Origin of the sequence: Paenibacillus caseinilyticus (genome assembly GCF_027533645.1) — a bacterium.
GTDB lineage: Bacteria > Bacillota > Bacilli > Paenibacillales > NBRC-103111 > Paenibacillus_G > Paenibacillus_G caseinilyticus.
This window is the reverse complement of record NZ_JAQAGY010000012.1, coordinates 112,773-139,258: the sequence shown is the minus strand read 5'-3', so window position 1 is coordinate 139,258 and position 26,486 is coordinate 112,773. Positions and strand designations below refer to the sequence as shown.

At 58.6% G+C, this 26,486-nt stretch carries 29 protein-coding genes; 5 read left to right on the top strand and 24 right to left on the bottom strand.

The window, feature by feature from the left end:
* The first annotated feature begins 153 nt into the window (after nucleotides 1-153).
* On the top strand, nucleotides 154-474 hold the full coding sequence (locus tag O9H32_RS18775; protein ID WP_269867662.1) for a winged helix-turn-helix transcriptional regulator: 321 nt from the start codon (nucleotides 154-156) through the stop codon (nucleotides 472-474).
* A 93-nt stretch (nucleotides 475-567) separates the two neighbouring features.
* Here O9H32_RS18775 and O9H32_RS18770 read toward each other — a convergent pair whose 3' ends face one another.
* The gene (locus tag O9H32_RS18770) at nucleotides 568-792 is read right to left on the bottom strand and encodes a hypothetical protein (RefSeq protein WP_269867661.1); all 225 of its coding nucleotides are present in this window, start codon (nucleotides 790-792) and stop codon (nucleotides 568-570) included.
* Between the two features lie 161 nt (nucleotides 793-953).
* A complete protein-coding gene (locus O9H32_RS18765) occupies nucleotides 954-1,136 on the bottom strand; it encodes an aspartyl-phosphate phosphatase Spo0E family protein (protein ID WP_269867660.1) in 183 nt (60 codons plus the stop codon).
* A gap of 207 nt (nucleotides 1,137-1,343) precedes the next feature.
* Here O9H32_RS18765 and O9H32_RS18760 point away from each other — a divergent pair, with 207 nt between their 5' ends.
* Entirely contained in the window at nucleotides 1,344-2,042 is a 699-nt protein-coding gene (locus O9H32_RS18760) for a response regulator transcription factor (protein ID WP_269867659.1), read from the top strand.
* A 133-nt stretch (nucleotides 2,043-2,175) separates the two neighbouring features.
* Here O9H32_RS18760 and O9H32_RS18755 read toward each other — a convergent pair whose 3' ends face one another.
* The 8 genes from O9H32_RS18755 to O9H32_RS18720 all read right to left on the bottom strand — a co-directional run bounded on the left by O9H32_RS18755 (nucleotide 2,176) and on the right by O9H32_RS18720 (nucleotide 8,293).
* On the bottom strand, nucleotides 2,176-2,907 hold the full coding sequence (locus O9H32_RS18755; protein WP_269867658.1) for a YhcN/YlaJ family sporulation lipoprotein: 732 nt from the start codon (nucleotides 2,905-2,907) through the stop codon (nucleotides 2,176-2,178).
* Between the two features lie 98 nt (nucleotides 2,908-3,005).
* Nucleotides 3,006-3,512, bottom strand: coding sequence for a hypothetical protein (locus O9H32_RS18750; protein WP_269867657.1), 507 nt, complete (start codon nucleotides 3,510-3,512; stop codon nucleotides 3,006-3,008).
* Nucleotides 3,505-4,188 (bottom strand): trimeric intracellular cation channel family protein, encoded by a 684-nt coding sequence (locus tag O9H32_RS18745; RefSeq protein ID WP_269867656.1) that lies wholly within the window; start codon nucleotides 4,186-4,188, stop codon nucleotides 3,505-3,507. Before O9H32_RS18745 ends, O9H32_RS18750 begins: the two co-directional genes overlap by 8 nt.
* A 6-nt stretch (nucleotides 4,189-4,194) precedes the next feature.
* The gene (locus O9H32_RS18740; protein WP_269867655.1) at nucleotides 4,195-5,274 is read right to left on the bottom strand and encodes a Gfo/Idh/MocA family protein; all 1,080 of its coding nucleotides are present in this window, start codon (nucleotides 5,272-5,274) and stop codon (nucleotides 4,195-4,197) included.
* Between the two features lie 97 nt (nucleotides 5,275-5,371).
* Complete coding sequence (locus O9H32_RS18735; protein WP_269867654.1) at nucleotides 5,372-6,031, bottom strand: response regulator; 660 nt, start codon at nucleotides 6,029-6,031, stop codon at nucleotides 5,372-5,374.
* Entirely contained in the window at nucleotides 6,021-7,427 is a 1,407-nt protein-coding gene (locus O9H32_RS18730) for a sensor histidine kinase (protein ID WP_269867653.1), read from the bottom strand. The genes O9H32_RS18735 and O9H32_RS18730 overlap by 11 nt, the downstream gene beginning before the upstream one ends.
* A 101-nt stretch (nucleotides 7,428-7,528) precedes the next feature.
* Nucleotides 7,529-7,912, bottom strand: coding sequence for a kinase-associated lipoprotein B (locus tag O9H32_RS18725; protein ID WP_269867652.1), 384 nt, complete (start codon nucleotides 7,910-7,912; stop codon nucleotides 7,529-7,531).
* Between the two features lie 51 nt (nucleotides 7,913-7,963).
* The gene (locus tag O9H32_RS18720) at nucleotides 7,964-8,293 is read right to left on the bottom strand and encodes a thioredoxin family protein (RefSeq protein ID WP_269867651.1); all 330 of its coding nucleotides are present in this window, start codon (nucleotides 8,291-8,293) and stop codon (nucleotides 7,964-7,966) included.
* Nucleotides 8,294-8,399: 106 nt separating this feature from the next.
* Here O9H32_RS18720 and O9H32_RS18715 point away from each other — a divergent pair, with 106 nt between their 5' ends.
* Nucleotides 8,400-8,624, top strand: coding sequence for a hypothetical protein (locus O9H32_RS18715; RefSeq protein WP_269867650.1), 225 nt, complete (start codon nucleotides 8,400-8,402; stop codon nucleotides 8,622-8,624).
* 196 nt (nucleotides 8,625-8,820) lie between these two features.
* Here O9H32_RS18715 and O9H32_RS18710 read toward each other — a convergent pair whose 3' ends face one another.
* The 3 genes from O9H32_RS18710 to O9H32_RS18700 all read right to left on the bottom strand — a co-directional run bounded on the left by O9H32_RS18710 (nucleotide 8,821) and on the right by O9H32_RS18700 (nucleotide 13,684).
* Nucleotides 8,821-10,434: an ABC-F family ATP-binding cassette domain-containing protein gene (locus O9H32_RS18710; RefSeq protein WP_269867649.1), complete on the bottom strand. Its 1,614-nt coding sequence runs from the start codon at nucleotides 10,432-10,434 to the stop codon at nucleotides 8,821-8,823.
* Nucleotides 10,435-10,635: 201 nt separating this feature from the next.
* Nucleotides 10,636-12,558: an ABC-F family ATP-binding cassette domain-containing protein gene (locus tag O9H32_RS18705; RefSeq protein WP_269867723.1), complete on the bottom strand. Its 1,923-nt coding sequence runs from the start codon at nucleotides 12,556-12,558 to the stop codon at nucleotides 10,636-10,638.
* Between the two features lie 64 nt (nucleotides 12,559-12,622).
* The gene (locus O9H32_RS18700; RefSeq protein WP_269867648.1) at nucleotides 12,623-13,684 is read right to left on the bottom strand and encodes a M42 family metallopeptidase; all 1,062 of its coding nucleotides are present in this window, start codon (nucleotides 13,682-13,684) and stop codon (nucleotides 12,623-12,625) included.
* Nucleotides 13,685-13,765: 81 nt separating this feature from the next.
* On the opposite strand from O9H32_RS18700, the gene O9H32_RS18695 reads away from it, so the two are divergent.
* On the top strand, nucleotides 13,766-14,095 hold the full coding sequence (locus O9H32_RS18695) for an ASCH domain-containing protein (RefSeq protein ID WP_269867647.1): 330 nt from the start codon (nucleotides 13,766-13,768) through the stop codon (nucleotides 14,093-14,095).
* A gap of 194 nt (nucleotides 14,096-14,289) precedes the next feature.
* Complete coding sequence (locus O9H32_RS18690; RefSeq protein WP_269867646.1) at nucleotides 14,290-14,739, top strand: hypothetical protein; 450 nt, start codon at nucleotides 14,290-14,292, stop codon at nucleotides 14,737-14,739.
* Nucleotides 14,740-14,828: 89 nt separating this feature from the next.
* On the opposite strand, the gene O9H32_RS18685 is transcribed toward O9H32_RS18690, so the two are convergent.
* The 11 genes from O9H32_RS18685 to O9H32_RS18635 form a co-directional block, all read right to left on the bottom strand.
* A complete protein-coding gene (locus O9H32_RS18685; protein WP_269867645.1) occupies nucleotides 14,829-15,119 on the bottom strand; it encodes a Dabb family protein in 291 nt (96 codons plus the stop codon).
* A 185-nt stretch (nucleotides 15,120-15,304) separates the two neighbouring features.
* The gene (locus O9H32_RS18680) at nucleotides 15,305-17,143 is read right to left on the bottom strand and encodes a DUF6382 domain-containing protein (protein ID WP_269867644.1); all 1,839 of its coding nucleotides are present in this window, start codon (nucleotides 17,141-17,143) and stop codon (nucleotides 15,305-15,307) included.
* Between the two features lie 67 nt (nucleotides 17,144-17,210).
* Nucleotides 17,211-17,732: a prepilin peptidase gene (locus tag O9H32_RS18675; RefSeq protein WP_269867643.1), complete on the bottom strand. Its 522-nt coding sequence runs from the start codon at nucleotides 17,730-17,732 to the stop codon at nucleotides 17,211-17,213.
* Nucleotides 17,729-18,403 carry a TadE/TadG family type IV pilus assembly protein gene (locus O9H32_RS18670; RefSeq protein WP_269867642.1) on the bottom strand — a complete coding sequence of 225 codons (675 nt, stop codon included), beginning with the start codon at nucleotides 18,401-18,403 and terminating at the stop codon, nucleotides 17,729-17,731. Before O9H32_RS18670 ends, O9H32_RS18675 begins: the two co-directional genes overlap by 4 nt.
* Nucleotides 18,404-18,458: 55 nt before the next feature.
* On the bottom strand, nucleotides 18,459-20,741 hold the full coding sequence (locus tag O9H32_RS18665; protein ID WP_269867641.1) for a TadE/TadG family type IV pilus assembly protein: 2,283 nt from the start codon (nucleotides 20,739-20,741) through the stop codon (nucleotides 18,459-18,461).
* Between the two features lie 27 nt (nucleotides 20,742-20,768).
* Nucleotides 20,769-21,824, bottom strand: a complete 1,056-nt coding sequence (locus O9H32_RS18660) for a TadE/TadG family type IV pilus assembly protein (protein ID WP_269867640.1) — start codon at nucleotides 21,822-21,824, stop codon at nucleotides 20,769-20,771.
* A gap of 6 nt (nucleotides 21,825-21,830) precedes the next feature.
* Nucleotides 21,831-22,067, bottom strand: a complete 237-nt coding sequence (locus tag O9H32_RS18655) for a Flp1 family type IVb pilin (RefSeq protein WP_269867639.1) — start codon at nucleotides 22,065-22,067, stop codon at nucleotides 21,831-21,833.
* A 32-nt stretch (nucleotides 22,068-22,099) separates the two neighbouring features.
* Nucleotides 22,100-22,969, bottom strand: a complete 870-nt coding sequence (locus O9H32_RS18650) for a type II secretion system F family protein (protein ID WP_269867638.1) — start codon at nucleotides 22,967-22,969, stop codon at nucleotides 22,100-22,102.
* A 14-nt stretch (nucleotides 22,970-22,983) separates the two neighbouring features.
* Nucleotides 22,984-23,829 carry a type II secretion system F family protein gene (locus O9H32_RS18645; RefSeq protein ID WP_269867637.1) on the bottom strand — a complete coding sequence of 282 codons (846 nt, stop codon included), beginning with the start codon at nucleotides 23,827-23,829 and terminating at the stop codon, nucleotides 22,984-22,986.
* Nucleotides 23,830-23,833: 4 nt separating this feature from the next.
* Entirely contained in the window at nucleotides 23,834-25,114 is a 1,281-nt protein-coding gene (locus O9H32_RS18640; protein ID WP_269867636.1) for a CpaF family protein, read from the bottom strand.
* Nucleotides 25,114-26,226, bottom strand: a complete 1,113-nt coding sequence (locus O9H32_RS18635; RefSeq protein ID WP_269867635.1) for a nucleotide-binding protein — start codon at nucleotides 26,224-26,226, stop codon at nucleotides 25,114-25,116. Before O9H32_RS18635 ends, O9H32_RS18640 begins: the two co-directional genes overlap by 1 nt.
* Between the last annotated feature and the right edge of the window lie 260 nt (nucleotides 26,227-26,486).

The following is a 26,486-nucleotide window of genomic DNA, read 5'->3' as shown; positions in this document are numbered from 1 at the left end:
TATACTGCACTTATCCAACTTTTTCAAGGTTAACTTCTGCGAATGGATGGAATAAGGGAGGGAATACTTACTAAATACAAGTATATAGTAAGAAAAAAGCTAACATTCAAGGTGGGTTCTATGATAAAATAGAAGGAAGAAGAGGTGAATACGATGGCAGACCAACAACCGCATACCATGTGCCCCAAATTTGAAGCTGCTTTCGAGATTCTGGGCAAGCGCTGGACCGGTTTGATCCTCTGCGCTCTGCTCGGAGGTCCGTGCCGCTTCAAAGATATATCGGAAATGATACCGGGAATGAGCGACAGAATGCTGGCCGAGAGATTCAAGGAATTGGAAGCGGCGGGCCTCATCGCCCGGCACGTGTATCCCGAGACTCCGGTTCGGATCGAATATGAGCTTACCGGCAAAGGCAAGGCGCTCAAACCGGTGATGGATGCAGTGCAGCAGTGGGGGGAAGCGTGGGTCAATTGACACACGTTTCTTTTTAAAGTCCCCCGAATGCAGCGAGGTTGTAGGACCTAGGATATTTTGACTTTATGTGCCCGGGGATTATAATAGGAGAAGTTATGCAAAATAGTCCGGTTCGCTGTGGTAGGTAACCGGATAATAATACATACGGCGTCCGCAGTCAGGACATTTCATGCACCCTGGGGGCTCGTTATCCCCGTTCATCCATAGGGCAAAAGAAAAAGACGTCGGGTAATCGATCGTCTGCATGATCTCCTTATGTTGGCTGTTGGTGCAGCCGTTAGCCTGGCAGAACGCACGTACTTTATAACCGTTATCCATAAAGGAACACCTTTCCGGGAGCCTGCTTCGACTGGCTTGCCGATAAGGGTGAAAGGATCAAGCTGCGGCTCTCCCCTTCTTGTATGGCCCGTTGGGCCGCCGATTATACTTACAGTTTGCCCCAAATCCATCAGATTTCGTAAGATTTCGGGCCCAACAACTTAATGCACCTTCTTGGCATGGGCACGCTGGCTTCGCATGGCAACGAGAATAAGCTCGTCGAGTTCCATGCTTTTTCGTACGACATCCGGGTCCGTGAGCGCACAGCCACTTCCGGTTACCATGTCCTCCAGGTCCTCAATGCAGCTTTGAATCTGGCGTTCGAGTTGCGGCTTTACTTCCATATCTGTTCTCCCCCTCGTAAGTTGCGGCTGTCGTTTTGGGTTGACGTTCGCGATTGCGAACTGCTATGTACCGGGTAGCGCCCGATCCCGCATTCGATACTTTGTATTATGAGGGGTAACCATTTAGAAAGTATGTTTTTCGGCAAGAATCGACTATGAATTTTTCTAACATTATTCTAATATTTCAACTAGTTGAGGTGGCATGTCATGTCTAAAGTATTACTTGTGGAAGATGATCATAGTATTGCAGATATGATATCCATTTACCTGAGTGAAGAGAATTATGCGGTTTCCTGTGCGTTCGACGGTCAACAGGCGCAAGACCTGTTCCTAGAGGAGAATCCAGATGTCATCATCCTCGATCTCATGCTGCCCGACACGAACGGCATCGAGCTGTGCAAGCATTTTCGTACGCTGTCGAATGTTCCGATCATGATTGTTTCGGCCAAAAATGAAGTCTCCGAGCGCGTCAATGCGCTGACCGTAGGCGCCGACGACTATCTGTGCAAACCCTTTAGCATGCGGGAGCTTGCCGCCCGCACCTCCGCGCTGCTGCGACGTTCCGGCTTCAACCAGTCGGTCAAGTCCGCCGCCGTGGAACAGCCCGTGCCGAACCCCAAGGATATCGATCTCGACCTCGAGAAGCGATGCATCTATCTGCACAGCAATCCCATCGAAACCACCTATTCCGAATTTGAGATTATGCGCAACTTCTGGCTTCACCCCGGTAAAGTATTCTCCCGTGAAGAACTGCTGAACAAAATCCGCGGCATTGATTCCTTCGTTACGGAACGGTCCGTGGATGTGCACATTACGAATCTGCGCAAGAAAGTCGAGTCGGATCCGAAAGACCCCAAGTATATCAAAACCGTATGGGGTGTCGGGTACAAATTCGAATTAAAGTGAGGCACCGCCCGTGCTTGCACGCGTCCTCTGCTACTGCAGCACGCAAAAACGGACCGCTTTCTACCGCCACGTCTTAGAGGCGGGTAGAATCGCTGGTCCGTTTTTGTTGTGTGCCGCTGCTAGTACCGCAGGCCTATCTTCTGGTATTCACGTTATCCGGGAATACGTGCTGCAGCATCGTTTGGAATTCATTCGTATATTGAGAGAACGAGCCCTTCTCCCCTTCTTCCTTCGCATAGAACCGGATCCGCTGGACGAAGTTGGGGTTCGCGGAAACGAACACCTCTTGAATGTTCGTCGGGGCCGCCGCCAGCACAGCCTTGCGGATCTCGTCGGCTTTGCTCGAAGTGAGACCGCCCTCTTCTGTCCAGGAGAAGCGCAGCGGACTGCCCTGCCCGAAGAGGCCCGCACCGCCCTTGGACGATACCCCGTTCTTCATCATCTCCGGATTCGCCTCGGCATCCGGACTATGGCCGTCCAGTACGATCGCCGCATAAGCGTTCACTTCGGTGAGCAGCACCTGGGCTTCGGCTACCCCGTTCAAGCTCTTCAGCCGCTCTGCGATCAGCGGCGAGAAGCCCATCGATTTCGCTTCATGACGATTGGTCATATCGAGCTGCTTGCGGCCGGTGTACTCGGATCCCCTGCCGCCGGCTTCCGGATCCCGGTACCGTTCCTTCACTCCAAGCGTCCCGTCTTCATTATTGCGGCTGTCCCGGTCAAAAAGCTGCTGCTGCCGGTAATCCTGCAGTCCGGTGCCAGGACTCGAGGCTTGCGGCTTGTTGCCTCCGCAGGCGGCAGTGCTCAGCATGACAACGGACAGCAGGGCCAGTATCCACAGACTGCGGTTCTTTGCGTTCTTCATCGGGTGTCCTCCTAGGGATGTTCCTTAAGCGGCGCGCAAGGGCGGCCATCTTTCCCCATTAGGATGAATCACCCGCCGAAAAATATGCGAAAAGCATGTTACTTCGAATCCCCTGGCCCCTTCTCGAGCTCTTCCAGGAAGCGCCGGACGGCCTCTTCACTCACATTCCCCTGCTGCTTGAAGGCAGCCAGACGGGAAGCGAGATCCTGGCCGAAGGCTTCATTCTCCGCCTCGGCTGCCGCATATGCCGGATCGAACCACACATACTGCCCTTCGGGTCCGTTGCGCAGGAATGCGCGTGTCCAGTGATCCGGATACGTGTAGGGCTGCTTGCTGAATAGAATACCGAGCACATCGTCAGAGCCCAGCGGCAGCAGATGGTGAAACACCTCTTCCCCGCCGGCCCCCGCTCCGGGTGCACCGGCCAGATTGCGGTGAAGATACGAGTAATGCAAATAATGCTCGCCCGTCTCACTGTCCTTTGCGATCTCGTACATTTCCAGCCCATTGTCCTGCAGCGTACGTATGGTTTCGAGCCGTGCCTGCAGTTCCTCGCCAGGCACCTGGCGGCTCCCCGTCCACGAGGGAGTTCCTTGGTTACTCATGTGCCTTCTCCTTTCTCTTCCTGCTGTGTGGGATTCCTGCAGCAGGAAGCTCCTGCTGCAGGTGGATCGTACGCCGTGGCAGACGCCATTTGAAGGTGACCGACAGCATCCGCATAATGACTACTAAAGCGAACAGTCCCAGCAGCGCCCAGGAGCCCTGGAACCAGCCTAGCCCGATGACAAGGCCGGCGAGCAGCGCCCACACGGCATAGATCTCATCGCGCAGCACGAGGGGCTTGCGCCCTGCGAGCACATCGCGGATGATTCCTCCGCCGATGCCGGTCATCATAGCCGCTACCATCACGGCACTGAGCGGCACTCCCTTCTGGGTCGCATACAATGCGCCCTGAATAGCGAACGCCGCGAGTCCGATGGCGTCGAACAGCGACTCCCATGTTTTCCAGCGCATAATCCACGAGACCGGCACCAGAAACACCAAAAAGGCCGACACAACGGCGGTTCTGAGAAACATTCCTTGTTCCCACAGCGTGGTTACCGGCACGCCGATGAGCAGGTTGCGGATGACCCCGCCGCCGAAGGCCGTAACCAAGGCGAGAACGAATACGCCCAGGATATCGTATTCTTCTTCCATAGCCACGACCGCCCCCGATACCGCGAAGGCGATCGTACCAATAACACTGAATAAGTGCAGATTGATTTCAAGAATAGAGTCCATAAGGGGTTATTCCAGCGTCCAATCCAGCTTTACGACGTTCCCGGTACGGGAAGACTCGTAGATCGCTTCGAGCACGAGGGAATTGGTGAGACCCGACATGGCCGAAGTGATCGGCTCGCGGTTCTCGCGCACGCAGTCGACAAAGTGGCGGCTCATCCGCACCCGGGAGCCTTCGTCATGCTGAGGAATCGCGAGTTCCACGTCCGCCGTGCGGTCGAAGAGCTCGGTGTGCAGCGTTCCCCTGTCTCCTTGAAGCGAAGCGCCGCCGTCCGATCCCATCAGGTACACGTAGGGACCATTGCCGATATATCCCGTATTCGCCGCCCAAGAGACGTCCAGGGACAGCGTGCTGCCGTTGTCGAGCTTGATCAGCGCCGTCGCCAGATCCTCCACATCGTAGAAGCCGTTCCAGTCGGGCTTGCCCCAAGTGCCGATGCCTTTCTTCTTCGGCCCGAATTCCGCATAGGTCGTACCGAATACGGATACCGGTTTCGGGGATCCCATCAGATGCAGGGACAGATCCAGCATATGTACGCCGATATCGATAAGAGGGCCGCCGCCGGCTTTGTGCATCTGGGTGAACCAGGTGCCCCAGCCGGGAATGCCTTTGCGGCGCAGCCATCCGGTTTTGACATTATAGATCTTGCCCAGCGCGCCCTTGTCGATCTGCTCTTTCACCTGCAGATTCAGCGGCTCCCACCGCATCTGGTGGGCCATCATGAGCACTTTGCCGCTCTTAAGGTGGGCTTTGACGATCTCTTTGGCCGAAGCGGCGTTCACGGCCATCGGCTTCTCGAGCAGGACGTGCTTGCCCGCGCGCAGCGCCTCAATGGCAATCGGTGCATGGGATTCGTTCGGTACGGCGACGACGACCGCATCCACATTCGGATCTTGAAGCAGATCCTGGTAATTGACGTGGACGGTAGGAATGCCATACTCTTTCGCCCGGGAGATAGCCATGGGCTGGAATACGTCCGTAACCGCTGTAATGACGACATCCGGCAGCTTCTGGAATTCCTGAATATGTACGTTACCGATATTGCCGGCGCCGATGACGCCGATCTGCAGCTTGTCGTTAGAACTCATGGTTTGCCTATTCCTCCGTTTGCCTGTGGGTTGGTCCGCTGGCGAACCAGCGCTTGTTCGGGGCACTGCCAAACTGCTTTTAACTATACCACAGCTTCTACAAGATGCCCATATCCTTAGCCTTCTGGGCCGCTTCCTTGGAGCTCTTGCCGCCGAGCTTCTTGAGAATGTTGCCTACGTGAACCTTGACCGTCCGGATGGAGACGACGAACTTGTCGGCGATCTGCGTCTGGGTATGCCCCTTCTCGATGAGGTCCAGCACCCCAATCTCAGTCGGTGTAAGCAGGTTCTTCAGCTCCCGGACCCGCACCTCATGCTCTAGCTGCTTCAGGCGCCGGAATTCTTCCCTCATCTGCGCCGCTACGCTCGGATGAATGGCGCTGCGGTTCGCATACGCGCTGCGGATCGTTGCTGGAATCTCGGTGAAATTTGACTTCACCATGTAATCGACCGCTCCCGCCTTGAAGGCTTCGAAGATCATTTCTTTCTCTTCCATCGAAGAGAGCATGACGACCCGGGCGCCGCTGCACTTCACGATCTCTGCCGCCGCCCAGAGTCCCTCCGGGCTGTCGGACATCATGATATCCATGAGCACCACATCCGCCTCCACGCGTTCGAGCAGCTCTACCCCTGTCTCCCCCGAAGAAGCGCTTCCTACGATCTCGATGTCTTCTTCCTTCTTCAGATAGCTCTCTAGTCCGCGAAGCCAATCGGAATCGTCCTCTACGATGACTACGCGAATCTTGTTATTGTCCACTCTCCATCGCTCCCTTCCGGGCTTCCGCGGCGGCCCGCCTCGGAAACTGCATGAACACGCTGGTTCCCTGTCCCGGTTTGCTGTGAATGTTCATGGTGCCTTTATGCTTCATGACAATAGTATAACAATAGGACAGACCTAAGCCGAAATTTAATTTTTTGCCGTTCTTCGTCGTGTAAAACGGATCGAACACCCGCTTCAGCTGATGCTTCTCCATGCCCGTGCCGCTGTCCTTCACTTCGACGACGAGCTTGCGCTTCGTCTCGCTGAGCCGCACAGTCAGCCTGCCACCCTCTGGCATCGCCTCAAGCGCGTTGGTGAGCACATTCGTCCACACCTCCGTCAGCTGGGCCCGGTCTCCGAACATCGTGCCATGGTAGTGGTACTGCTCTTCCACCAGCACGCCCTGCGATTCAGGAGCCAGCATATCGAGGCACTGCCGGAGAATACGGGCCGGTTCGAACTCTTCCATGACCAGCTCCACTTCCTGCGTCTGGCCCTGGATGCGGTAGATCATATCGTAGATATGCTGTGACGCCGAGAGGATGACCTCCACATCGCGTATGAGATCCTCCGGGTTCGTGTCTCCTCCCGCGGCATCCGATTTGATCTTGTCACCGAAGAGACGGATTTTCCCCACATCGTTCTTGATCGCATGATTCAGGATCGACGTACCCGAGGTGATGGCACGCAGCGTATAGTCGAGCTTCTGATTCTGGATCGATATCTGCAGCCCCATGAAGCCGTAGCGGAACGAGGATCCGACGATCACGGCCAGCGTGAAAGCAATGATCCCGGTGTTGTATCTCCACCATTCATACTCCCCGAATAGCGCCGGCAGCACGTATAACGTGAATAGGGCAAAAAAGAGCGTGGGTGCCGCCGCAGCGGTGGTCAGAAGACGGCTGCGCCGCAGGAACGAGTTGCGCTCCTTCCACATGCCCGCAACAAGCAGGTATATTCCGCTCAAGATATATGGCACTGTCCAGAAGAGAACGTAACCGTACGGAATCGGAGCATCGGGAGGGGCATCAAAAGCAAACGAGAGCACCGGCGGCATAAGCAGCGCATACGGCAGCCACCTGCGGCGCTGCCAGGACCAGTAAGGATAGTCCGGATAGTATACGATACTGAACATCGCAAAGGTATACGGCAGGCCGTAATAACAGGCCAAGGACGAGACGACCTCCGCCTGGGCCAGGAGAGCCGCCACATTCTGCGTCAGCCAGCCCTTCGCATAGAATAAGGGGAACAAGTCGTCGGCGATCACGGCCGACAATCCTCCGCAGCCCCCGGTAAACGCGATCGAGGAGATCCAGCGTGTCGTCAGCCGTTTGGGGTCGGTCAGGATGAGCAGCAGTCCGATCGTCCACAGGCCTATGAGCACAAACAGCATGGCAGCACTTCCGTTTCTAAAGGCGTATAGACAGCGGCGGATGCAGAAGCGGGAGTTCTCATCCTCCGGTTACATAGCCGCTTGTCTATTGCAGCACAAGATCAATATTCCCGGGCCAGCCCGTCCAGTTCCTCGAGGCATCGCTGCGCCCATCGTACGGTGCTTTGAAGCTCGCTTCGCTGGGCCTCCAGGGCGGCGAGCAGCGAAGCCCGGTATTCCGGCACACTGCCTCCATACGTCTCAACCGTGTGGGCCGGCATCAGGGCAATCTCCTGGAACGCCAGCGCCCGCCGCTGGTGGAAGAAGGCGACGTTCGCCTCCATCGGATTGTGCAGGTCTCCCTGCGTCGGGTGCTTCAGTACGGCCAGTATTTTCACCGCAATTTTGCCGCTGGGCGACACTTCTACCGTTTCGCCGAGATAATCCCCCGTTTTGTACGTAGCCCGGACGAGGGTGCCCGGTGTCGTGATTTCTTGACGTAACATATCGAACCGCTCCTTTATGGGGTTGGGTGAGCCGGCAGGCCGGCCTTAAAGCTATCGGTGAGAAGGAGCGCCGCTGCGGATCCAGCCCAACAGGTCCTCGACCGAGCCGAGGCGGTACAGCTTGCGGCGAACCTCTCCTCCCTCGAGATGGACGAGGCACGGAACGCTCTCGACCTTCCACCTTCCGGCCAGCTCCCTCGTCAGATTGATGTTACAGATGCCGATCGCCTGCTCCGGCGAGGCAGCGCAAGCCACCTCGAGCATCCGCATCCCGACCCGGCATGTGCCGCACAGGGGAGAGTAGACATAGACGTACCGGCGCCCCTTTCCGAAGGGCGTATCGCTGAGCAGCAGACTCTCGGACCACTCCGGCAGCTGCATAGGGGATCCCCTCCTTTCCTAACCGCTTAGCATAGTGAATGTTGCTTCTTCATGGACAAATCCGGTAAAATAGAACTATTCAATCATAGGGCAGGTGGAAATAGACATGTCGGAACAAAACAATGAAACAACGAACACCGGTGCAGGTGAATCCTCGGAGCCTCGTAAGGTTTCTCTGGCTGATGCGATCAAGAACAAGCTCGCCCAGAAGAAGCAGGACCAGAAGGACGGCAAGCTCGGCGGAGGAATGCGTGCGGGCAACGACGCCGTGATGCGCAGCCAGAACAACAAGAAGCCGAACAACCAGCGCCGCCGTACCGGCGGAAGCTAGGGGTCTTGCGGCGTCCAGCCGCTGGACATTCTAGGTTTCGAACCTTTACAAGCCGATTGAACAAAAGAAGGATGAGCGCAAGCCCCAGGGGCTGCGGCTCATCCTTTTTAACGTTCACCCGGGACCGTCCCGATTCCGGCAGCAGGGGAGGACTTTCGCCCTCCCCTGCCCTGTTGGACCGCTGCCCTCATCTTACTTATGCGTAGGCCGCATCACGCTGCTTCTTGATATCATCGTTCTCCAGGAACTCATCATAAGAGATAACCTTGTCGATCAGGCCCGCTGGTGTGATCTCCATGATCCGGTTCGCTACCGTCTGAATGAACTGATGGTCATGGGAGACGAACAGCATCGTGCCGTCGAAGTCGATCATGCCGTTGTTCAGGGCGGTGATGGACTCGAGATCCAAATGGTTCGTCGGCTCGTCAAGCAGCAGCACGTTGGCGCCGCTCATCATCATTTTGGAGAGCATGCAGCGAACTTTCTCGCCCCCGGAGAGGACGCTCGCCTTCTTCAGCGCTTCTTCGCCGGAGAAGAGCATGCGGCCGAGGAAGCCGCGCAGGTACGATTCGTCCTGGTCCTTCGAATACTGGCGCAGCCAATCGACGAGCGTCTCGTCCGTTTGGAAATAAGCTGAGTTCTCCTTCGGGAAGTAAGCTTGCGTCGTGGTGACGCCCCAGCTGTATTCGCCGGCATCCGCCTCGACCTCGCCCATCAGAATCTGGAACAGCAGCGTCTTCGCAATCCCGTTCGGGCCTACGAGAGCGATCTTATCGCCCTTGTTAACCGTGAAGGAGATATTGTTGAGAATCGTCTCGCCGTCGACCGTCTTCGTCAGTTTATCCACCGTCAGAATCTGCTTGCCCGCTTCGCGTTCCGGCTGGAACTTGATGAACGGGTACTTGCGCGTCGACGGCTTGATGTCATCGAGCGTAAGCTTCTCGAGCTGTTTCTTCCGGGAGGTCGCCTGCTTCGACTTGGACGCGTTCGCGCTGAAACGGCGGATGAACTCTTCAAGTTCCTTCCGCTTTTCTTCAGTCTTCTTGTTGGCTTCGCGCTGCAGCTTCGTCGCGAGCTGGGAAGACTCGTACCAGAAGTCGTAGTTGCCGACATACATCTGGATCTTGCCGAAGTCGATATCCGCGATATGCGTACACACCTGGTTCAGGAAGTGACGGTCATGGGAAACGACGATGACGGTGCCTTCGAAGCGCGAGAGGAAGTGCTCGAGCCAGTTGATCGATTCGATGTCCAAGTGGTTCGTCGGCTCGTCAAGGAGGAGGATATTCGGGCTGCCGAACAATGCCTGCGCGAGGAGCACGCGGACCTTCTGGTTGCCGTCAAGTTCCTTCATCTTCAGGTCATGCAGATCCTTGCCGATGCCAAGACCGATGAGCAGCTCCGCCGCGTCGGACTCAGCCTGCCAGCCGTCGAGCTCCTGGAACTCGCCTTCGAGCTCCGCCGCGCGCATGCCGTCCTCTTCGGAGAAATCCGCCTTGGCATACAGGGCATCCTTCTCTTCCATAATCTCAAACAAGCGTGTATGGCCCTTCACTACGGTCTTCAGCACTTCCATCTCGTCGTATTCGAAATGGTTCTGTTTCAGCACCGCCATACGCTCGCCCGGCGTAATGCCGACATCCCCCTTGTTCGGCTCGAGCTCGCCGGACAAAATTTTGAGGAACGTGGACTTGCCTGCGCCGTTCGCTCCGATCAGGCCGTAGCAGTTGCCCGGCGTGAACTTGATATTAACATCCTCAAACAAGGCGCGTTTGCCGTATCTCAGGGTGACACCCGATACCGTAATCATGAAATAGTAACCCACTTTCTTCCATAGACTGAAGCTGATCTTTCATATGGTGCTTTCAAACGTATATTATAGCACAGGTAGGGCACGATCCCCAAGCGTAAAACGGTGCGCCGACCCGAATTTTTATTCGCGGCCCAGATGTGCTGCAGGGGCAGCAGACGGAGGTCCCGCTGCCCCTGCCGATTCTGCTGCTTCTATAGCCTACTTGCCTCCGGCAATCTGCTCCACGAGCTCGGAGAGCTCGGTCCACCGGTCCATCGTCCGCTCGAGCTCCCCGGATACCTCCTGCTCTTCGCGGAACAGATCCTGGACCCGGCCGTAGTCGCTCCCCGCCTTCTCGATCTCCGACTTGATCTTCGCGAGGCGCTCTTCAAGCCCTGCGATCTTATCCTCGATGCCGTCCCATTCCCTTTGATCATTGAAAGAAAGCTTCTTCGGCCTGCCGGCATCCCGGCTTGAAGCGGAAGAAGCTTCCGCCTTCGGCACCGTCTTCTCTTCCCGCTTGGCGGCCGACTCGGCCTGGCGCTCGCCCTTCACGGCCTCCATGTACTCGGTGTAGTTCCCGAAGAACCGCCGGACCTTGCCTTCCCCTTCGAATACAAAGAGATGGTCTGCCGTCCTGTCGAGGAAATAGCGGTCATGGGATACCGTGATGACGACACCTGGATACTCGTCGAGGTATTCTTCGAGCACGGTCAAGGTCTGGATATCGAGGTCGTTCGTCGGCTCATCGAGCAGCAGCACGTTCGGCTCGCCCATCAAGGTGCGAAGCAGGTAGAGACGGCGCTTTTCCCCGCCGGACAGCTTGCCGATCGGCGTCCACTGCTGGGCCGGGGAGAACAGGAAGCGTTCCATCATTTGTCCCGCCGTGATCGACTCGCCATCCGATGTGCGGATGACTTCGGCAGCTTCCTTGATGTAATCGATGGCCCGCTGCTTGTCATCCATCTCCACGCTCTCCTGCGTGTAGTAAGCGAGCTTGACTGTCGAGCCCGTGTCGATCGTGCCGCTGTCCGGGCTCAGACGCCCGGCGAGCAGATTCAAGAACGTCGACTTGCCTGTGCCGTTCGGGCCGATGATGCCGATCCGGTCTTCGGGCAGCACGATGTAGCTGAAATCCTCGACGATCTTCCGGTCCTCGAAAGCCTTCGTGAGGTGCTCCAGCTCCAGGATTTTCTTCCCGAGCCGGGACGCCCCGAGGGATACTTCGAGCTGGCCGGACGGACCCGCCACCTTGCGGTCGCGCAGCTCCACGACGCGGTCGATCCGCGCCTTCTGCTTCGTCGTCCGGGCTTTGGCCCCCCGGCGCAGCCAGGCAAGCTCGCGGCGCAGCAGGTTCTGCCGTTTGTCCTCTTCCGCCGCTTCGCGCTCCAGCCGGTCCGCCTTCTTCTCGAGGAACGCCGCATAGTTGCCCTCGTAGCTGTACAGCTTGCCTCGATCGAGCTCGAAGATGCGGTTCGTCACCCGGTCGAGGAAGTAACGGTCGTGGGTAACAAGGAGCAGCGAGCCCTTCCACTTCGAGAGGAACTCCTCGAGCCACTCGACCGTCTCATGGTCGATATGGTTCGTAGGCTCGTCCAAGATGAGCAGGTCTGCCGGCTGGATGAGCACCCGGGCCATAGCCACCCGCTTGCGCTGGCCGCCGGATAAGGTGCCGACCTTCCGGCCGAACTCCGTGATGCCAAGGCGCGTCAGCACAGTCTTCGCCGTCGTGGCCGCATCCCAGGCGCCCGTCTCGTCCATCTTCTGCTGCGCGGCGAACAGTTTCGCCTGCAGCTTCTCATCCTCGGGGGCAAGCCCCAGCTCTGTCAGCGCCCACTCGTATTCCCGCAGCGCCCGCATCAGCGGGGTATCGCCGAAGAACACCTGCTCGAGCACCGTCGACTCGGCATCGAACGCCGGATTCTGCGGCAAGTATTCCACGTGAAAATGATTGGAATGGATGAGTTTGCCCTGCTCGAGCGTCTCTTCCCCCGCCATCACTTTCAGCAGCGTCGATTTGCCGGTACCGTTCAACCCGACAAGCCCGATCCGCTCCCGTTCGTTAATCCCGAATTGGATGCCGTCGAAAAGCACCTTCTCGCCGTAGCTTTTATGTAAATTGTCTACCGTCAGTATGTTCATCATCCTGCTCCTTTCCGCACTTCCGGGGCCATGGCGCCGCCCGGCTCCCTCCCCAGGTACGGTATTAATTCGCCGTGTATGGCTCGGCCGGCTCCGCTATGTAGGCTGCAAGCAGCGAGGCCGTCCCCACTACCGCATCGATGTGGGTACGCTCCATCGCATGGGAGGCATGCACGCCCGGACCGATCAAGGCCGCACGGATATTGCTTCCCCCGCGCAGGGCCGCGGATGCATCTGAACCGTACTGTGGATAAATATCGACTGCGTGCCGGATGCCTTCGCGCTTCGCGAGCTCGACCAGCTTGGAGGTCATCGCGAAGTCATAAGGCCCGCTCGAATCCTTCGCGCAGATCGACACATCCTCTTCCGTGCACTGCAGGTCTTCTCCCATCGCTCCCATATCGACGGCGATCAGCTCCGTGATATCCTCCGGAATCCAGGCGGCGCCGTGTCCGACCTCTTCATAAGTGGAGACCAGCAGCTTCAGCGTAAAGGCAGGCACGATAGACTCGCGCTTCAACAGCTCGAGCAGGCCGAACAGCGCCGCGACGCCCGCCTTGTCGTCCAGGTGGCGGGACTTGACGTACCCGCTCGGCATGACGCGCGTCCGCGGATCGAACGAGACGAAGTCTCCGACTTCGATCCCAAGGCGCCGCACATCTTCCGCGCTCGACACCAACTCGTCCAGGCGGATCTCCATCACCGCTTCTTCCCGCTTGAGCTCTTTGGCATCGGGATAGACGTGAACGGACGGCTTGTTTGTCAGAATCGTGCCTTCGTAGATCCGTCCGTCCCGCGTGTGGATCCGGCAGTACTCGTTCTCTACAGCACCCAGCATGAAGCCGCCCACCAGAGTAAACCGCAGCATGCCGCTGCTTTTCACCGAGCGCACCATGGCGCCAAGCGTATCGACATGTCCGGAGAGGCCGATGACCCGGCCCGGGTTCGCTCCCGGAACGGTAATGATGCCGCAGCCCTTGGGCGTCAGCGTCATATCATACCCGAGGCGGCGCGTCTCCTCCGCCAGCTTGCGCATCACTTCACCGCAGTAGCCGCTTGGGCTGGGCGTTGAGAGAAGCAGCTGCAGGACGTTCAGAACGTACTCTTTGTCGATGTTTTGCGGCACGGGGAACACCTTCCTTCTATTTGATTCTCGGTCTTATTTCGTGTAAGCTACATTTGGAACTTTATTCTAGGAGGTCAACCCATGTCTGAAGCATTGCCACCGAAAACATGTAGTATCGAACGTTTGGTTACCCTTGATGCCGACGTTGCCAAAGTGCTCAGCGGCGAAAAAACCGCTACCCGCCGCAACGGCCGTTACGCCGATATCGGCGAAGTGATGGAGCTCCAAGGCCGCAAGTTCGAAGTAACCAACGTGTACTCCCAGTCCCTCGGCGAACTGACCGACGAGAACATCCAAGCCGAAGGCTACGCTTCTGTCGATGAGTACAAAAACTATATCATGTCCATGCACGCCGGCATGCCTTGGCTTCCGCAAATGCGTGTCTGGGTCCATGAATTCCGCGAAGTATAAACCAAGCCCGGTTCTGCTCCCTCTGCCCTGCAGGGGGACAAGCTTGGTTCGTGGTTAGGGAGCTTTTCAAGGAAAAACAGTGTAGCCCAGGCACATCCGCTCGCGGCTGCCCCGCATCATGCCGGGACGCCTGCAGCGAATAACCGGCTGCACTGTTTTTGCTTTACTGACGATAGTGGAGGTTGCACCGCCCCATGTTCTGGTACGATATGCTTGTCTTCATTCACGCCGTCTCGGCCATGGTCTCCATCGGCCCGTTCTTCGTTCTCATTCCCATGCTGCGGAAGCTTCGCACGGCCGAAGGTCCGCTGAAAGAATCGTATCTCGATTCCTTTCATTTTGTCGTCCGCCTGTCGAAGCACACCGGGCATGTTCTCGTGGGCTCCGGAGTGCTCCTGATGTGGCTTGGAGACTGGCCGTGGACTACCCCTTGGATCACCGGCACGTTCGCGGTGCTGGTCGCTTCGCTGGTCTTCATGGCAAGAGCATTCTCGCCCACGATCCGCAAGCTGAGACAGGAAGGCAGCGACCGCGCTCCTCTGCTGCGGAAGCTGACCCGGTCGCTGTACATCTACCTGACGGTGCTGTTCATCATGCTGTGGATGATGATTACACAGCCGCAGTTTGAGTTTCTGACCACCTAACACCGTAAGCCGTCTGCCTGGCCGGGCGAAGGCTGCAAGCGTCCTGCGCAGGACGCTTTTTTTCCGTTCAGGAAGGTGCAGGGGAGCCTTTAGGACACAAAGTCGACACAGATGCTTGTACCGTCGAGCACCTGTTTCATGTGGGCCAGCACTTCCATATGTAACGGATGCGTGTTATACGTTTGCAGATCCTCCAGCGAGTCGAACCTCGTAAGGAGCGCGATATCGTAGGAACGGTCGAGATGCAGGACATCGATACCGACTTCGATGCTGCGAAGAACATCGATCTTGCCTTCCATGTTCCGCAGGACGGCCGCAGTCGCTTCGACGGCTTCCGGCTGACGGTCTTTCAGCTTAAACAGAACAATATGAGTTAGCATCGGAACATTCCCCTTTTGGCAGGTAATGGTTGTACGGACCGCTCCTGTATATAGAGCTTGAGCAGCCGAGATTGAAGGCTTCGCTCCCCGCGGAAGACTCCCGGGCAAAACGGACGCTTTATTATATCATTTCTACTCCCACGTAATCTACACGGCAGCAAAAAGAAACCCAGGGGCTCCCTGGGTCAGGCGGAAACGAAAGTAAATTCGGCGGAAACGATCCTGATTTTGTCGCCTTCTTTGAGGGCGTGGGTTTTGTAAGGTACGAGCGCTTCCCCATTCACCAGGGTTCCGTTGCGCGAACCGAGGTCCTTGATGGCGATGCCGCCTCCCTCTTCCCTCACGAATTCGGCATGCAGACGCGAGACGCCGAGTTCATCGTGGACCCAGTCCGCCTCGCCGCCCGCCCGGCCGATCACAAAGCTCGTCTTCGTCAGAGGGATCTGCTCGCGCGCGCCTTCCCGATCCCACTCCAGCTTCGGTACGGCCGGCTCCGCCGCAGCCTGCTGTTGGGCGCCGCCCAAAAAGACCGTCGCATCGGAAGGACGAAGCAGCGTAGTCCGCGCTGCAAAGTCCTGCGCAGCAGGAGGAGCCGAGGCGGGCGAAGCAGGAGATAGCGTTGAAGGAGACGTCGTGGCCGCGAAATAGGTATCTATAAGGGAATTCGCAGGTGCAGTATCCCTCTGTTCCAAACCTGCCGGCACCGCCGAACGAACCTGCCCCGCAGCCGGACGCCCTGCTTCGCGAAGCGGTGATCCTCCGCCGGATACAGCAGCATCCGCTTGAACTCCCCAAGCGTGATCACCCACGGAGCTCCGGGAACTCGCGGAAACTCCGGTCCCCAGCCCGATCCCCTCCAAAAAGCCGCCGCCTGCCGGCGCTGCCGCCGGAGCGCCGATGAACGCTTCACCGGTGCGGGAGTACAGCTCCCCTTCAGGCGTGCCTTCCGCCTCTGCCTTTCGCAGCCGCCCGATGAGCAGCAGGGCAGCAGCCGCTATCAGCAGCGTGGCGCCCCCGCACATATAGAGCATCGCTTCGCCGGGTGCGTCCGCATATACCTTCCACACCATGCCCCATGCAAGTACAGCCATCATGGCAACATAGAAGGGCTTCTTGCTTTTGGTACCGGCTTCCTGCTCAGCTGCCAAGGCGTCTACCCCTGCATTAGAGGCCGTATCCGGGTCGCTGCGGGTGCCGAGCCAGTCGGGCATCTTCCCGGGCGTATCCCCGCCCCCGTACGGTGGCACGGCAGCCGCTGCCCGTTCGGCTCCTGCGCCACCGGCTGCCCCGCGCTCACGGCCAGCCGGCCCTGTCTGAGGTGCTGATGGGGCCTGGAAGGCACTTCCACCCCATGCTCCCGATGCCGGAGTACTGGCCGGTATGGCTGCCCGTTCCCGCCCGAGACGGCTTGGCTCCGCTTGGATCGCAGGCTCATCTTCCAAATAGCCCGCCTGCCGGAGCAGCAGTTCCCTGAGCTCTGCCAGCGAGAATGTATCCTCGCGCTGCAGGTAACGCATCAGTTCCTGGTATCCGCCGCCCTGCAGCTCTGTCACCCGGTGGATCCAGCGGGAGGCCAGCTCCCGGAGATCCCCCGCGACGGTTCCTTTGCCTTCCAGCTGTTCCTTGGGCAGGTAGGTCAGATGAAGATCATGCAGACCGCTGCCGCAGTAGATGAAATCTTCCTGCAGCACATATCGCCCCGGCTGCAGCATGTATACCATTGAATCACCCAGCACCTCCACAATCGCCAGCAGCAGCCGGTAGTAGCTCCGCAGCGTCAGCTTCTCGGTGCGCAGCGACTGTGTCAGCATACGCTTGCCCGTCATGTTGTAGTAGAGCGAGACCCGGCCGTCCCTGCTTTCGAGCTGGAGAGGAAGCAGACCTGGAATGCGGTTGGCCGACAGCATGCTGAGCTGGAAAGAAGACAATTCTTCCTGCTGCAGTCCTCCCGGAGAGCTGATGACCATATAATGCCCGTGCTCGCTCACATAATCGACTTGCAGTCCGTACAATACGGAGTTCATTACTCGTATACCCCTTTCATCCCGGTAATCCGGCTTGTGTATTAACCCGCACACTTATGGCTTCCTCTCATACGAGCGTGACCTGCCAGAACGTATAGACCGCTCCAGGCAGCACAGCCCACATAAACGGAAACCTGAGCCGTCCGCCGCCCTCCCCCTGATCCGGCCGCAGCAGGCCGAAGTCGCGGAAGAAAGCGAGCTGGAACAGGCCGAACAGCATGGTCCTCAGCCGCGACATGCCGTCGGAACGGACAAGCAGAATGCCTGCGCCTATGACTCCCGCACACAGCAGAGAGGCCGTCATCGTCTGCAGCGTTACGGCCGCACCGGTCAGGGCGCCGAGCGCGCCGAACAGCTTCACATCCCCGGCAGCCACTGCCCCCAGCGCATAGAGCAGCAGCATCGGCAGGAATCCGGCGGCCAGCCCGAGAAGCGCCGCCCCGAGACCGCCGAAACCGTCTTGGCCCAGGTGCAGCAGCATCCCGCCCGCCGCGCCCGCGGCCGTAAGGCCATTCGGAATCCGGCTGCGGGTCACATCCGTACAGAACGCTGCGGCAAGAAACACGCTCCCTGCGATAAGTCCGATCATACGCCGCCTCCCACCCAAGCGCGCTCGGTCGCCTTTTTCTTCAGGATCACCGTCTTCTTGAAGAACGGGACCTGGAACGTATACGGATACTCGGCTTCGATGGTAATATAAGCCTCCTCCAGGTTCTCGAGGTTCGGGAACTGCAGTGCCGTAACCTTGATCCGCTCCTTATCGAGACGCCCCTCATCGGCGAAGGATGCGATAATGGGCGAGGCGCCTTCGGCTATCCGGCGCTGGGCCGCTTCCTTAGCTTCCCCCGCCTTATCTGTGCCCCACGACTGCACCTGCTCGCGCTTCGATTTCTCCCAAGCCACGAGCTGCACCAGCGGAGCCGGAATCCACTGGGCATAATTCTCCACGAAGGCTTCCGTGTCAGTCACCGTCTGAGTCGCCGTGTTCGCCTGTGTGACCACATTGTCGAGCCAGGCGCTGGTCGGGGAGTTCTGCCACTGGGCTTGGCCCTGCAGGTACATTTGGCGCATAGGGTACATGTTCGCAGCCATGACTTTGGCCGCTTCCGATACGGTCGACTGCAGCGCCATCTCGGCCAGCGAGATCCGGATGAATCCGACCAGCAGCATCACGAAAGCAAGGAAGAACGGCAAGGTCAGCGCCGCCTCCAGCACCATACTCCCCTTATCCCCCCGAACCAGCCTCTTCCAGCTCTTCATCTCTTTTCCCTCTTCCCATTCCCTATTTCTGTACTTCACTGCATGGCACTCCGGCTTAATAAGCAAAATCTGCCGTTTGCGTAAGCAGGCACCGGCTGCCGCTCGGCACGCATCCGCCGAACTCGTCCTGCCCGAGCGTCTTCATGATCGACGGCAGGAACCAGAGACGCAGCGATGTGGCCGCCTTCCCCGACACATAAGTGCTCGCGGAAGCCAAATCCAGCTCCGTGTTGAGCTGCAGCAGCGACTGGATGCGGGACAGCAGCACCGGCTCCTTACTGTGGAGGAGCAAAAAGATCCGCATATAGTCCTTGTAGTTCAGCGTAAGTAATTCCTTCGTAAACTTGCGGGAGAGCGGCAGGGCTTCCCCGTGGATCAACTTCTCGAGATCCTCTTGCGCCCGAAGAGCCCCTTCGGTCACCGCCGCCAGCACGACGAGCATCGGGGATCCTGCGGCCAGCGCCTCGTTGCGCGGCTCCGTCAGCGCTTCTGCCGTGCCCACGGCAAGCCGGAAGGCGAACAGCTCGGCATAGGCGAGCGAGTAATTGCCTGCGCAGGAATGCGCCCCGTAGAGGAGATACTCGACCTCCTGATTCGTCAGCGGATGCTGCTCGGGCTGGGACAGCTCCTTCGACACGATGACCCGGCCATGCGGGTCTTTGTGCAGCCCGAGCGTCCGGTAGCTGAACTTGCTGACGGCATACTCGTCAATATAGAACTCATCGCGGACATCGGTGAGCAGGTCCCCAAGCGATGAGACCAGCTTCAGTGCGCTGAGGCCCGCGCCGTCGGCGGAATCCAGGTCCACCGCCGGGACCGACGTGTCGGGGCTGCCCGCCTGATTCAGCGCCATATAGGCGCCGTAGAAGCCGGTATCCCCCGCCTTCGCCGGATTACCGAGCAGCGAGTCATACTGCACCTCATGAGGGTCGACGCCAGTCATGACGCTGCACGCGCCGATGCCCCGCTTGACTTTGTCGAGCACTTGGCCCGTCTTCGTTCTCTCTTCCCGCTTGGCCGCTTCGGTCCGCTGGGTCCGGCCGATCCGCTCTTCCTGGGAAGCCTTGTGCTTGGCATACAGCGCCCCCACCTCTTGGTGGAAGCCGTCGAGGCTGGCCGTCGTCGTCGCGTATTTTTGCTGCGTGAACATGAGACCGTCCCCGATCTGCGCGTTCAGTCCGGCGAACATGGAGATGGCCCCACTGACGCCCGCCTCCCATGTCTCGAGCTCCTGCCGGTCGAACCGCTGCACGCTGGCGAACACCGCTTCCCCGCCGGATGTCGTACCTCCTCCGGATGCCGTGACGCCTCCGAGCTCCGTATTCAACTGGTCGTTGGACGCTTTGGCCGATTTCATGGCGGTCAGGAACACTTCCTTGCGCTGGGCAAGGTCCTCATAGTCCTTTTGCGCTTTTACTTTGAGTATGGCGATCAGCTGTGCATATCGCAGAATATCCTTGACCAGCGCTTCCAGATCGGCCATCAGCGCAGCCGCCTCCGTCACCTGCATCTGGAGCGCTTCCTTCTCCTGGATCAGCGCCGAAATCGACTGGGCGGCTGCCGGGCCGGCCATGGCGAGCGAGGCGATCGAACCGTTGATGGATGCAATCTGTCCCTTGAGCGAAGCGATCTCCGCCTTCACATTCTGGAGCGACTGCCGCACTTCCTCAATCGTATGGATACCGATCCGGCCGCTGAGCTCGTTCAAATCACGCAGCTGCGCGGTATAGAACGGATGCGCATCAAGCGACATTTGGCGGATCCGCAGAAACTGGCTCCAGGCGTCCTCCAGCTTACCGTCCCGCTCATTGAGCACCTTTTCGATATGGGCGGCATTTTCCGTAAACTGCGCTGCCTGTCCGAGGTTGCCCGCCATGCCCGTTTTCTTCAGCTTGTCGCTGATTTCGAGGGAATAGATCATCGGAGCCCGGTATTTCATCTCCTCCAGGATCTGCCCCTTGAGCTGCTGGTGGCTCGCCAGCGAATACATCGGCGTCACCTTGGCCGAGCCCTCCTCCAGCCGCTGGTCCACGAACCGGAAGCCGCCCGACTCTCCTGCGGTAGTCAGATTGCCCATCACTGTCCGCGCGAAGATATCGCCCGCTTTGCTCTCCTCAGGCAAGCCGTACAATCCGTAAGCCTGCAGAGCCGGCGAGAACGCCGACATGGAAGATCGCACGCCCGCTTTCACCGCATTCTCGGCTTCCTTCTGTGCGGTCTTCCACCGGACGACATCGATCAGGAGACCGCACAGCAGAAATACCGGAATGAGAATCAGGATCAGATAAGTCGATACGGCCCCCGATTGATCTTTCCACAGCTTGTTACACCACCCCATCCACTCTCTCCCCTTTCTCCTCCGTCTCTACTCATGCAGTACCACCACAATCCCCCGGCGTTCCAGCTCCGCCTTCAGCCCGCCGGACAGCTTGACTTTGTCGGCTTTGGACAGTTTGAAAAAGTGCCATACAACACCCCGCACCTGCGTACCCTGCTTTAGCAGCTCGGCGTCCTTCGGCATCTGGACTTCCCGCAGATTTTTCTCGTTGAAGGTGTAATAAGCTTGGTGAGCGACCCCGCCTGCATCCAATGCATCCACCGTCCGCTTCGTCTGCGGATCGACCTGGATCACCTGCTCGGCCCCTGTTACGAGCAGCCGCAGATAATTCGCCGCCTGGGCGTGAGACGTAATCCGCACCGGCTCCTTAGGCTCGCCCTTCGGCTCCACCATGGCCGCCAGCGCCGCCTTGGGCTTGATGCGGCCCTGCACCTCGCTGATGAACGTGCGGGTGAGATCCGTCAGCCGGATCGTCTCCACCGGATCGACCACGAACGACTGGGCGCCCGCCTGCACTTCGTCCTCGCCCCACAGCTTCACCGCGAAGCCCGGCAGGTGGGCGGCCTTCTGCAGCGAAGCTTCGACATAGCGCAGCAGCCCCTTGTTGCTGTACGAGAGCTCCCCGCCCACTGTAGAAGGAAGCTCTCCTGCCGTCCGCTGCAGCTTGTTCTCGGGAGAGCTGCCACCCGCAGCACCTCCGCCGGGGAGTGCGACCGATGCCGGCCTGACCGGCAGCATGAAGCTGAACAGATTCGAGAGATGATCGTTCGTCAGCCGCCAGTAGAGCCCGTCCGTCTGTCCGTTCGCCACTGCGCCGGTCCTGTAATCCTTGCTGGAATTGTCCCAGATGTAAGCTGTACGGTTCGCCGATACGGCGGCCGTCTGGTACAAATTCGCCTGGTGGTAGACGTAGAGCGCCAGGAAGATCAGCAGCACCGTAGCGAGCAGGATTGCCGGCAGGGTGAGCGATGCCTCGATGGTGAACTGTCCCCTAGTGTCCTTCAGGAGGCGGTGAAGCTTGAGGCTGTTAACGGCGCGGATCGGTATGAACGCCCGTATGAGCACCCGCAGCATTCTCTTCATAGATGATTAATGAGAGGATGCGCCTGGGGAGAGCTGGGTGGCATCCGATCCGATTCTGCCCGTTTCGGTATCGATTTGCCCATTGGCCGCTGTAAACAGGGACTGCATCCACTTCATGATCCATTTACGAAACGCTATTGCAATAATAAGAAGCACTGCAATAATCATCAGAATTTCCAAAGTCCCTAATCCTTCGTCTTCCTTCCAAAACCGGGTCCAAGCGTTCTTCATCGTTGTCAACATCGTCATTACCTCCAGTAATTTATAAATCGTCCTTAACTTTGCATCATGAACAAGGCCGGAGCCGCAACCAACACCATCACTACAAAAAAGATCAAGACCATCGGAAACACCATCTTGGAGGAGGCCTCTTCCCCCAATGTACGGGCCTGGGCTTTGCGTTTGTCCCAGAGCGTCAAGGACAGCTCCTTGAGCGTCATCACCAGCTCGTCTCCGCCCCGCTTGTAATTCAGCAGAATCGTTGTCGTGAACAGCGACACTTCCTGCATCCGGCACCGCTTGCTGAAATCCTCCATCGCCTTGGCGAACGAGGCATTCATCTTGAGTGCCTGCACCGTCTGTCCCAGTTCCTCATACAGGGGGCTGTTCTTCTCCCTATTGGCTTCGACCGTGCGTACCAAGGCCTGGGGTACGGTCTCTCCAGCCCCAACCAGCAGCATAATGCGGTTCAGCAGCTCCGGAAGCTCCATGAGCATCTGCCGCTTGCGGGCGGTTAGTTCTCCGGCTGCCCCGCGGTACATCATGATCGGCACGAACAGCATGAGGACGAACCCGTATATGAGCATCTCGGCATTGCCGCCCGCCGCCCAACCCCCGAGCACCGACAGACAGAACATGGCGTAAGCCAGCACCACCGCTTTGGCTGCGAACCATTTGGTATGAGCAAGCGCCGGCCTAGCCCCGTGCAGCCCGACCATAATCTGGAATACTTTGCCGAGCGGCTCCGACAGTTTGTCGCTGAGCCGCGTCCGGTCGATTAGCCAGAGCGCCGCGAGGCTTCCCCAGTACATGAGCTCCGAGGGCTTCAGCCCCCGGTGTTCGCTGACCCAGGTTCCGTACAGCGGCCTTCCAGCCCGGGCAGCGCCGGCGGCAGCGGCGAGCAGCGCCAGTAAAAGCAGTAACATCCACACGTCCGAAGTCACACCTTTATATCCATGATTTTTTGGGTGAGCAGATAGCATCCGAACAGAACGAGCAGAGCCGCCGCCATGATGAGCACACCGCCGCCGTGATACAGGGGCTCCATATAATCGGGCGTTGTCCACACCAGAAAACCAATGAAAGCAACAGGTGCGGCCGACAATACCCGCGATTCGAACCGCTTCTGGGCCAGCATCACGCCGATCTCCTGCTCGATATCCAGCTTGTCCTGGATGACCAGCGCTGTACGCCGGATCACTTGGACCAGGCTGCCTCCCGTCCGCTTGCAGGTAACGAAGACTTCCGTGAACTGGCTGATCTCGTCCACGTGGGCTCTGCTGCTGAAGTTCAGCAGACAGCTCTCGACCGTCTCGCCGTTCTCCATCCGGCGGAGGATCATCCGCAGTTCCTTCACGATCATCGTCTCGGGGTCCGGATACAGCAGCCCCAGATCCTGCAGTGCCTCGGCAAAGGCCGATTCAACGGAGCGCCCGGCGCCCAGCGAGGAAGAAAGGGCGGCGAGCATCTGCTTGAACTGCAGCTTGAGCTGGGCCTTGCGTCCCCGGATGAGCTGCTTGTGCCGCAGCAGGGGGGCGTACAGCCCGGCCGCTCCGAGCATAAACACCGCCGCAGGCGACTTGAAGAAAATAAAGCCGACCAGGCACATCAAGCCGGCTCCGATACAGGCGGATCCGAGCACCTGCGCGATGCTCATCTCGTATTCGCTGTAATCGGGCAGCCTAGGGACGCTTCCTTGCCCGGATGCTTTCTTGCGAAACGGTCCGAGTACGATGTCTGCCCGGCTTCGAACCGCTGCATGTTGTAGAATATTCGTAGTTGTCACCTCCTTACGGGAATACAGGTCCTGTGGCCGCCGGCTTGCCCGGCAGTCCCGCCATCTGCTGTTTCCAGGTATGAATCATGGGATTGCCGGTCGGTACGAGGCTTCCCAGAATGCGCCCCTCCGGCGTCTCGCCGGTTTCTCGGAAGCGGAACAGCGGATTGAGCTTCACTTCCCCGTCCTCCATTCCGACCACCTCGCTGATCTCCGTCACCCGCCGGGAGCGGTCCCTGAGGCGCTGCAGATGGACCATGAGATCCAGCGCAGAGGCGATCTGCTTGCGGACAACCTCGACCGGCAGGGCGGCCCCGCTGAGCACCATTGTCTCCAGACGGCTCAGCATGTCCGTCACCGAGTTGCTATGCCCGGTCGATAAGCTGCCGTCATGCCCGGTATTCATCGCCTGCAGCATGTCAAGCGCCTCTGCCCCACGCACCTCCCCAACAATGACGCGGTTCGGCCGCATCCGCAGCGAGGAACGAATGAGATCGCGGATAGTGATCTCTCCCTTGCCTTCGGTGTTGGCATTGCGCGTCTCCAGGCTGACCAGGTTCGGCACGCCGCGGATTTGGAGCTCCGCCGAATCCTCGATCGTGATGATGCGTTCGTCCGCCGGCACATACTGGGCCAGCGCATTCAGAAATGTGGTTTTCCCCGAACCCGTCCCGCCGGAGATGAACATGTTGAACTTGGCCTTGACCCAGCCGATGAGCAGCTCGGAGGTCTCGTCGCTCAGCGCCCCCCGGTCGACCAGATCCTGCATCGTCATCGGATGCTCCGGGAACTTCCGAATCGTCATGGCCGGCCCCTGAAGGGCGATCGGCGGGAGAACGATATTGACACGCGAGCCGTCCGCCAGCCTGGCGTCGACGATCGGACTCGATTCATTGACGATCCGGTTGACGCGCCCGACAATCGCTTGGATGGCGTCCTCCAGCTTCTCGCGGCTTTCGAACCGGATGTCGGTCTCGAGCACTTTTCCGTGCTTCTCGATGAAAATCCGGTCATGGGCATTGATCATGATCTCGGTAATGCTCTTGTCATCGACGAGCGGCTGCAGGACATCCAGGCCGCGAAAAGAATGGAACAGCTCCTGGACAAGCTGATGCTTCTGGCCGGATGTCAGGAAGGTCTCCCGGGAGAGCGCAAACACCTCTTCCTCAATCCGCTCCATGAGTTCGCTGTCGGATAGCGCATTCCCGTAATCCAGCTTCTCCTGTATGCGGCGTTTGAGCATCATTTTTTGGTCTGGCGCGCCGGCTGCCATGCGCTCATCCTGTTCACTCATCACCCGGCACCCCCTCCCTGTGCTCCGAGCAGGCCTCCCGCTGCGTCCTCAAAAGCGGGCGCATGCTGCAGCTGCTCAATCCGGCTTACGGCCTTCCACTCGGGAACATAAGGCAAAAACGCATGCACCTTCAGTCCGTACGCTTCCCAGGAATTCCAGATCTGGCCCGTACTGCGGTTGAGCACAAAGCGCACCTTGGGCATCCAGGCGGAACGCGGAGCATCACTGCCCTGCAGGCTCTTGAGCAGACGTGAAGTTTTGTGCAGCTGCACCAGGTCGTCGGTGACCAGCCATAGGATCTCGTCCGCCGCACCGAGCAGCGCTCCCGCAAGCTTCGGCGCATACGAATCGGTATCGATGATAAGCGTATCGTAGAGGCCGGCAGCAACCATCCCTTCCACCAGCTTCAGGGCATGCTCCGGTGCCAGCTCCTCCATCTCCTGCGGATGCACGGAGGGCGGCACATAATCGAACTTGCCGTAAGCGTGCCGCCGCACCAGACCTTCAAGTTTGCCTGCTACGCCCGCGGCATTCGACTTGGCATAATACAAGAGCCTCGAGAAGCTCTCCGCCGTATCCCCGGCTTCTTCGGCGAACCAAGGCAGCGAGGGATACCGTTCCAGATTCAGAAGCAGCACCCGCTCCCCGCGAAGGGCCAGAAGCCGTGCGGTATGGAACGCGGTCACCGTCTTGCCGGCTCCGCCGACGGCCGAATGCAGAACGACCGACCTTGTACCTCTCCTTCCCAGAAGAGGCTTCCCGGTACTGTATTCATTGTAGTGCGACGAGATCGCACCCATCAGGCGGTCCAGAGGCTGATACTTGCACAGCACCGGGTATTCCAGGATTCCTCCTGCCGCTGCCGTTTCGCTGAGGAGCACCACGGCCCCCTGCGGACTGCCGAATACCTCTTCCGGCAGCGGCAGCCAAGAGTCATGGACGAGCAGGATCCGCGCTCCCCCCTCCTCCTGCATGTACCGCAGTCCTTCTTCCTTCGTCGTAAAGCGCTTGAGCAGGAACCTGTCGGCAAAAGCCGATCCGCGAATATAGGCCGAAAGCATCTCGCCGAAATAAGGATCGGTATCCAGCAGCGCCAGGGTCATGGAACTCATAAGGTTTCTCTCCTTCCACCAGCCGACCCAAACGCAAAAAAAGCACGCGCTGCCGGGACAATCCGTCCCGGACAGCGGTGCTTCCGCTTGTCAGATGGTTGATTCAATGGAACACCTAACGAACACTCGTTGTTCATCAGGTAGTCTTTCATTTGATAATCCGTATTATAGCATGCCTGTTAGATTTTGCAAGAGACTTTTTTGAGAGATTGGCAGGCGGCTCCCTTGTCTCTCCTCAGCCAGAGCGAACGAGGGGCAGA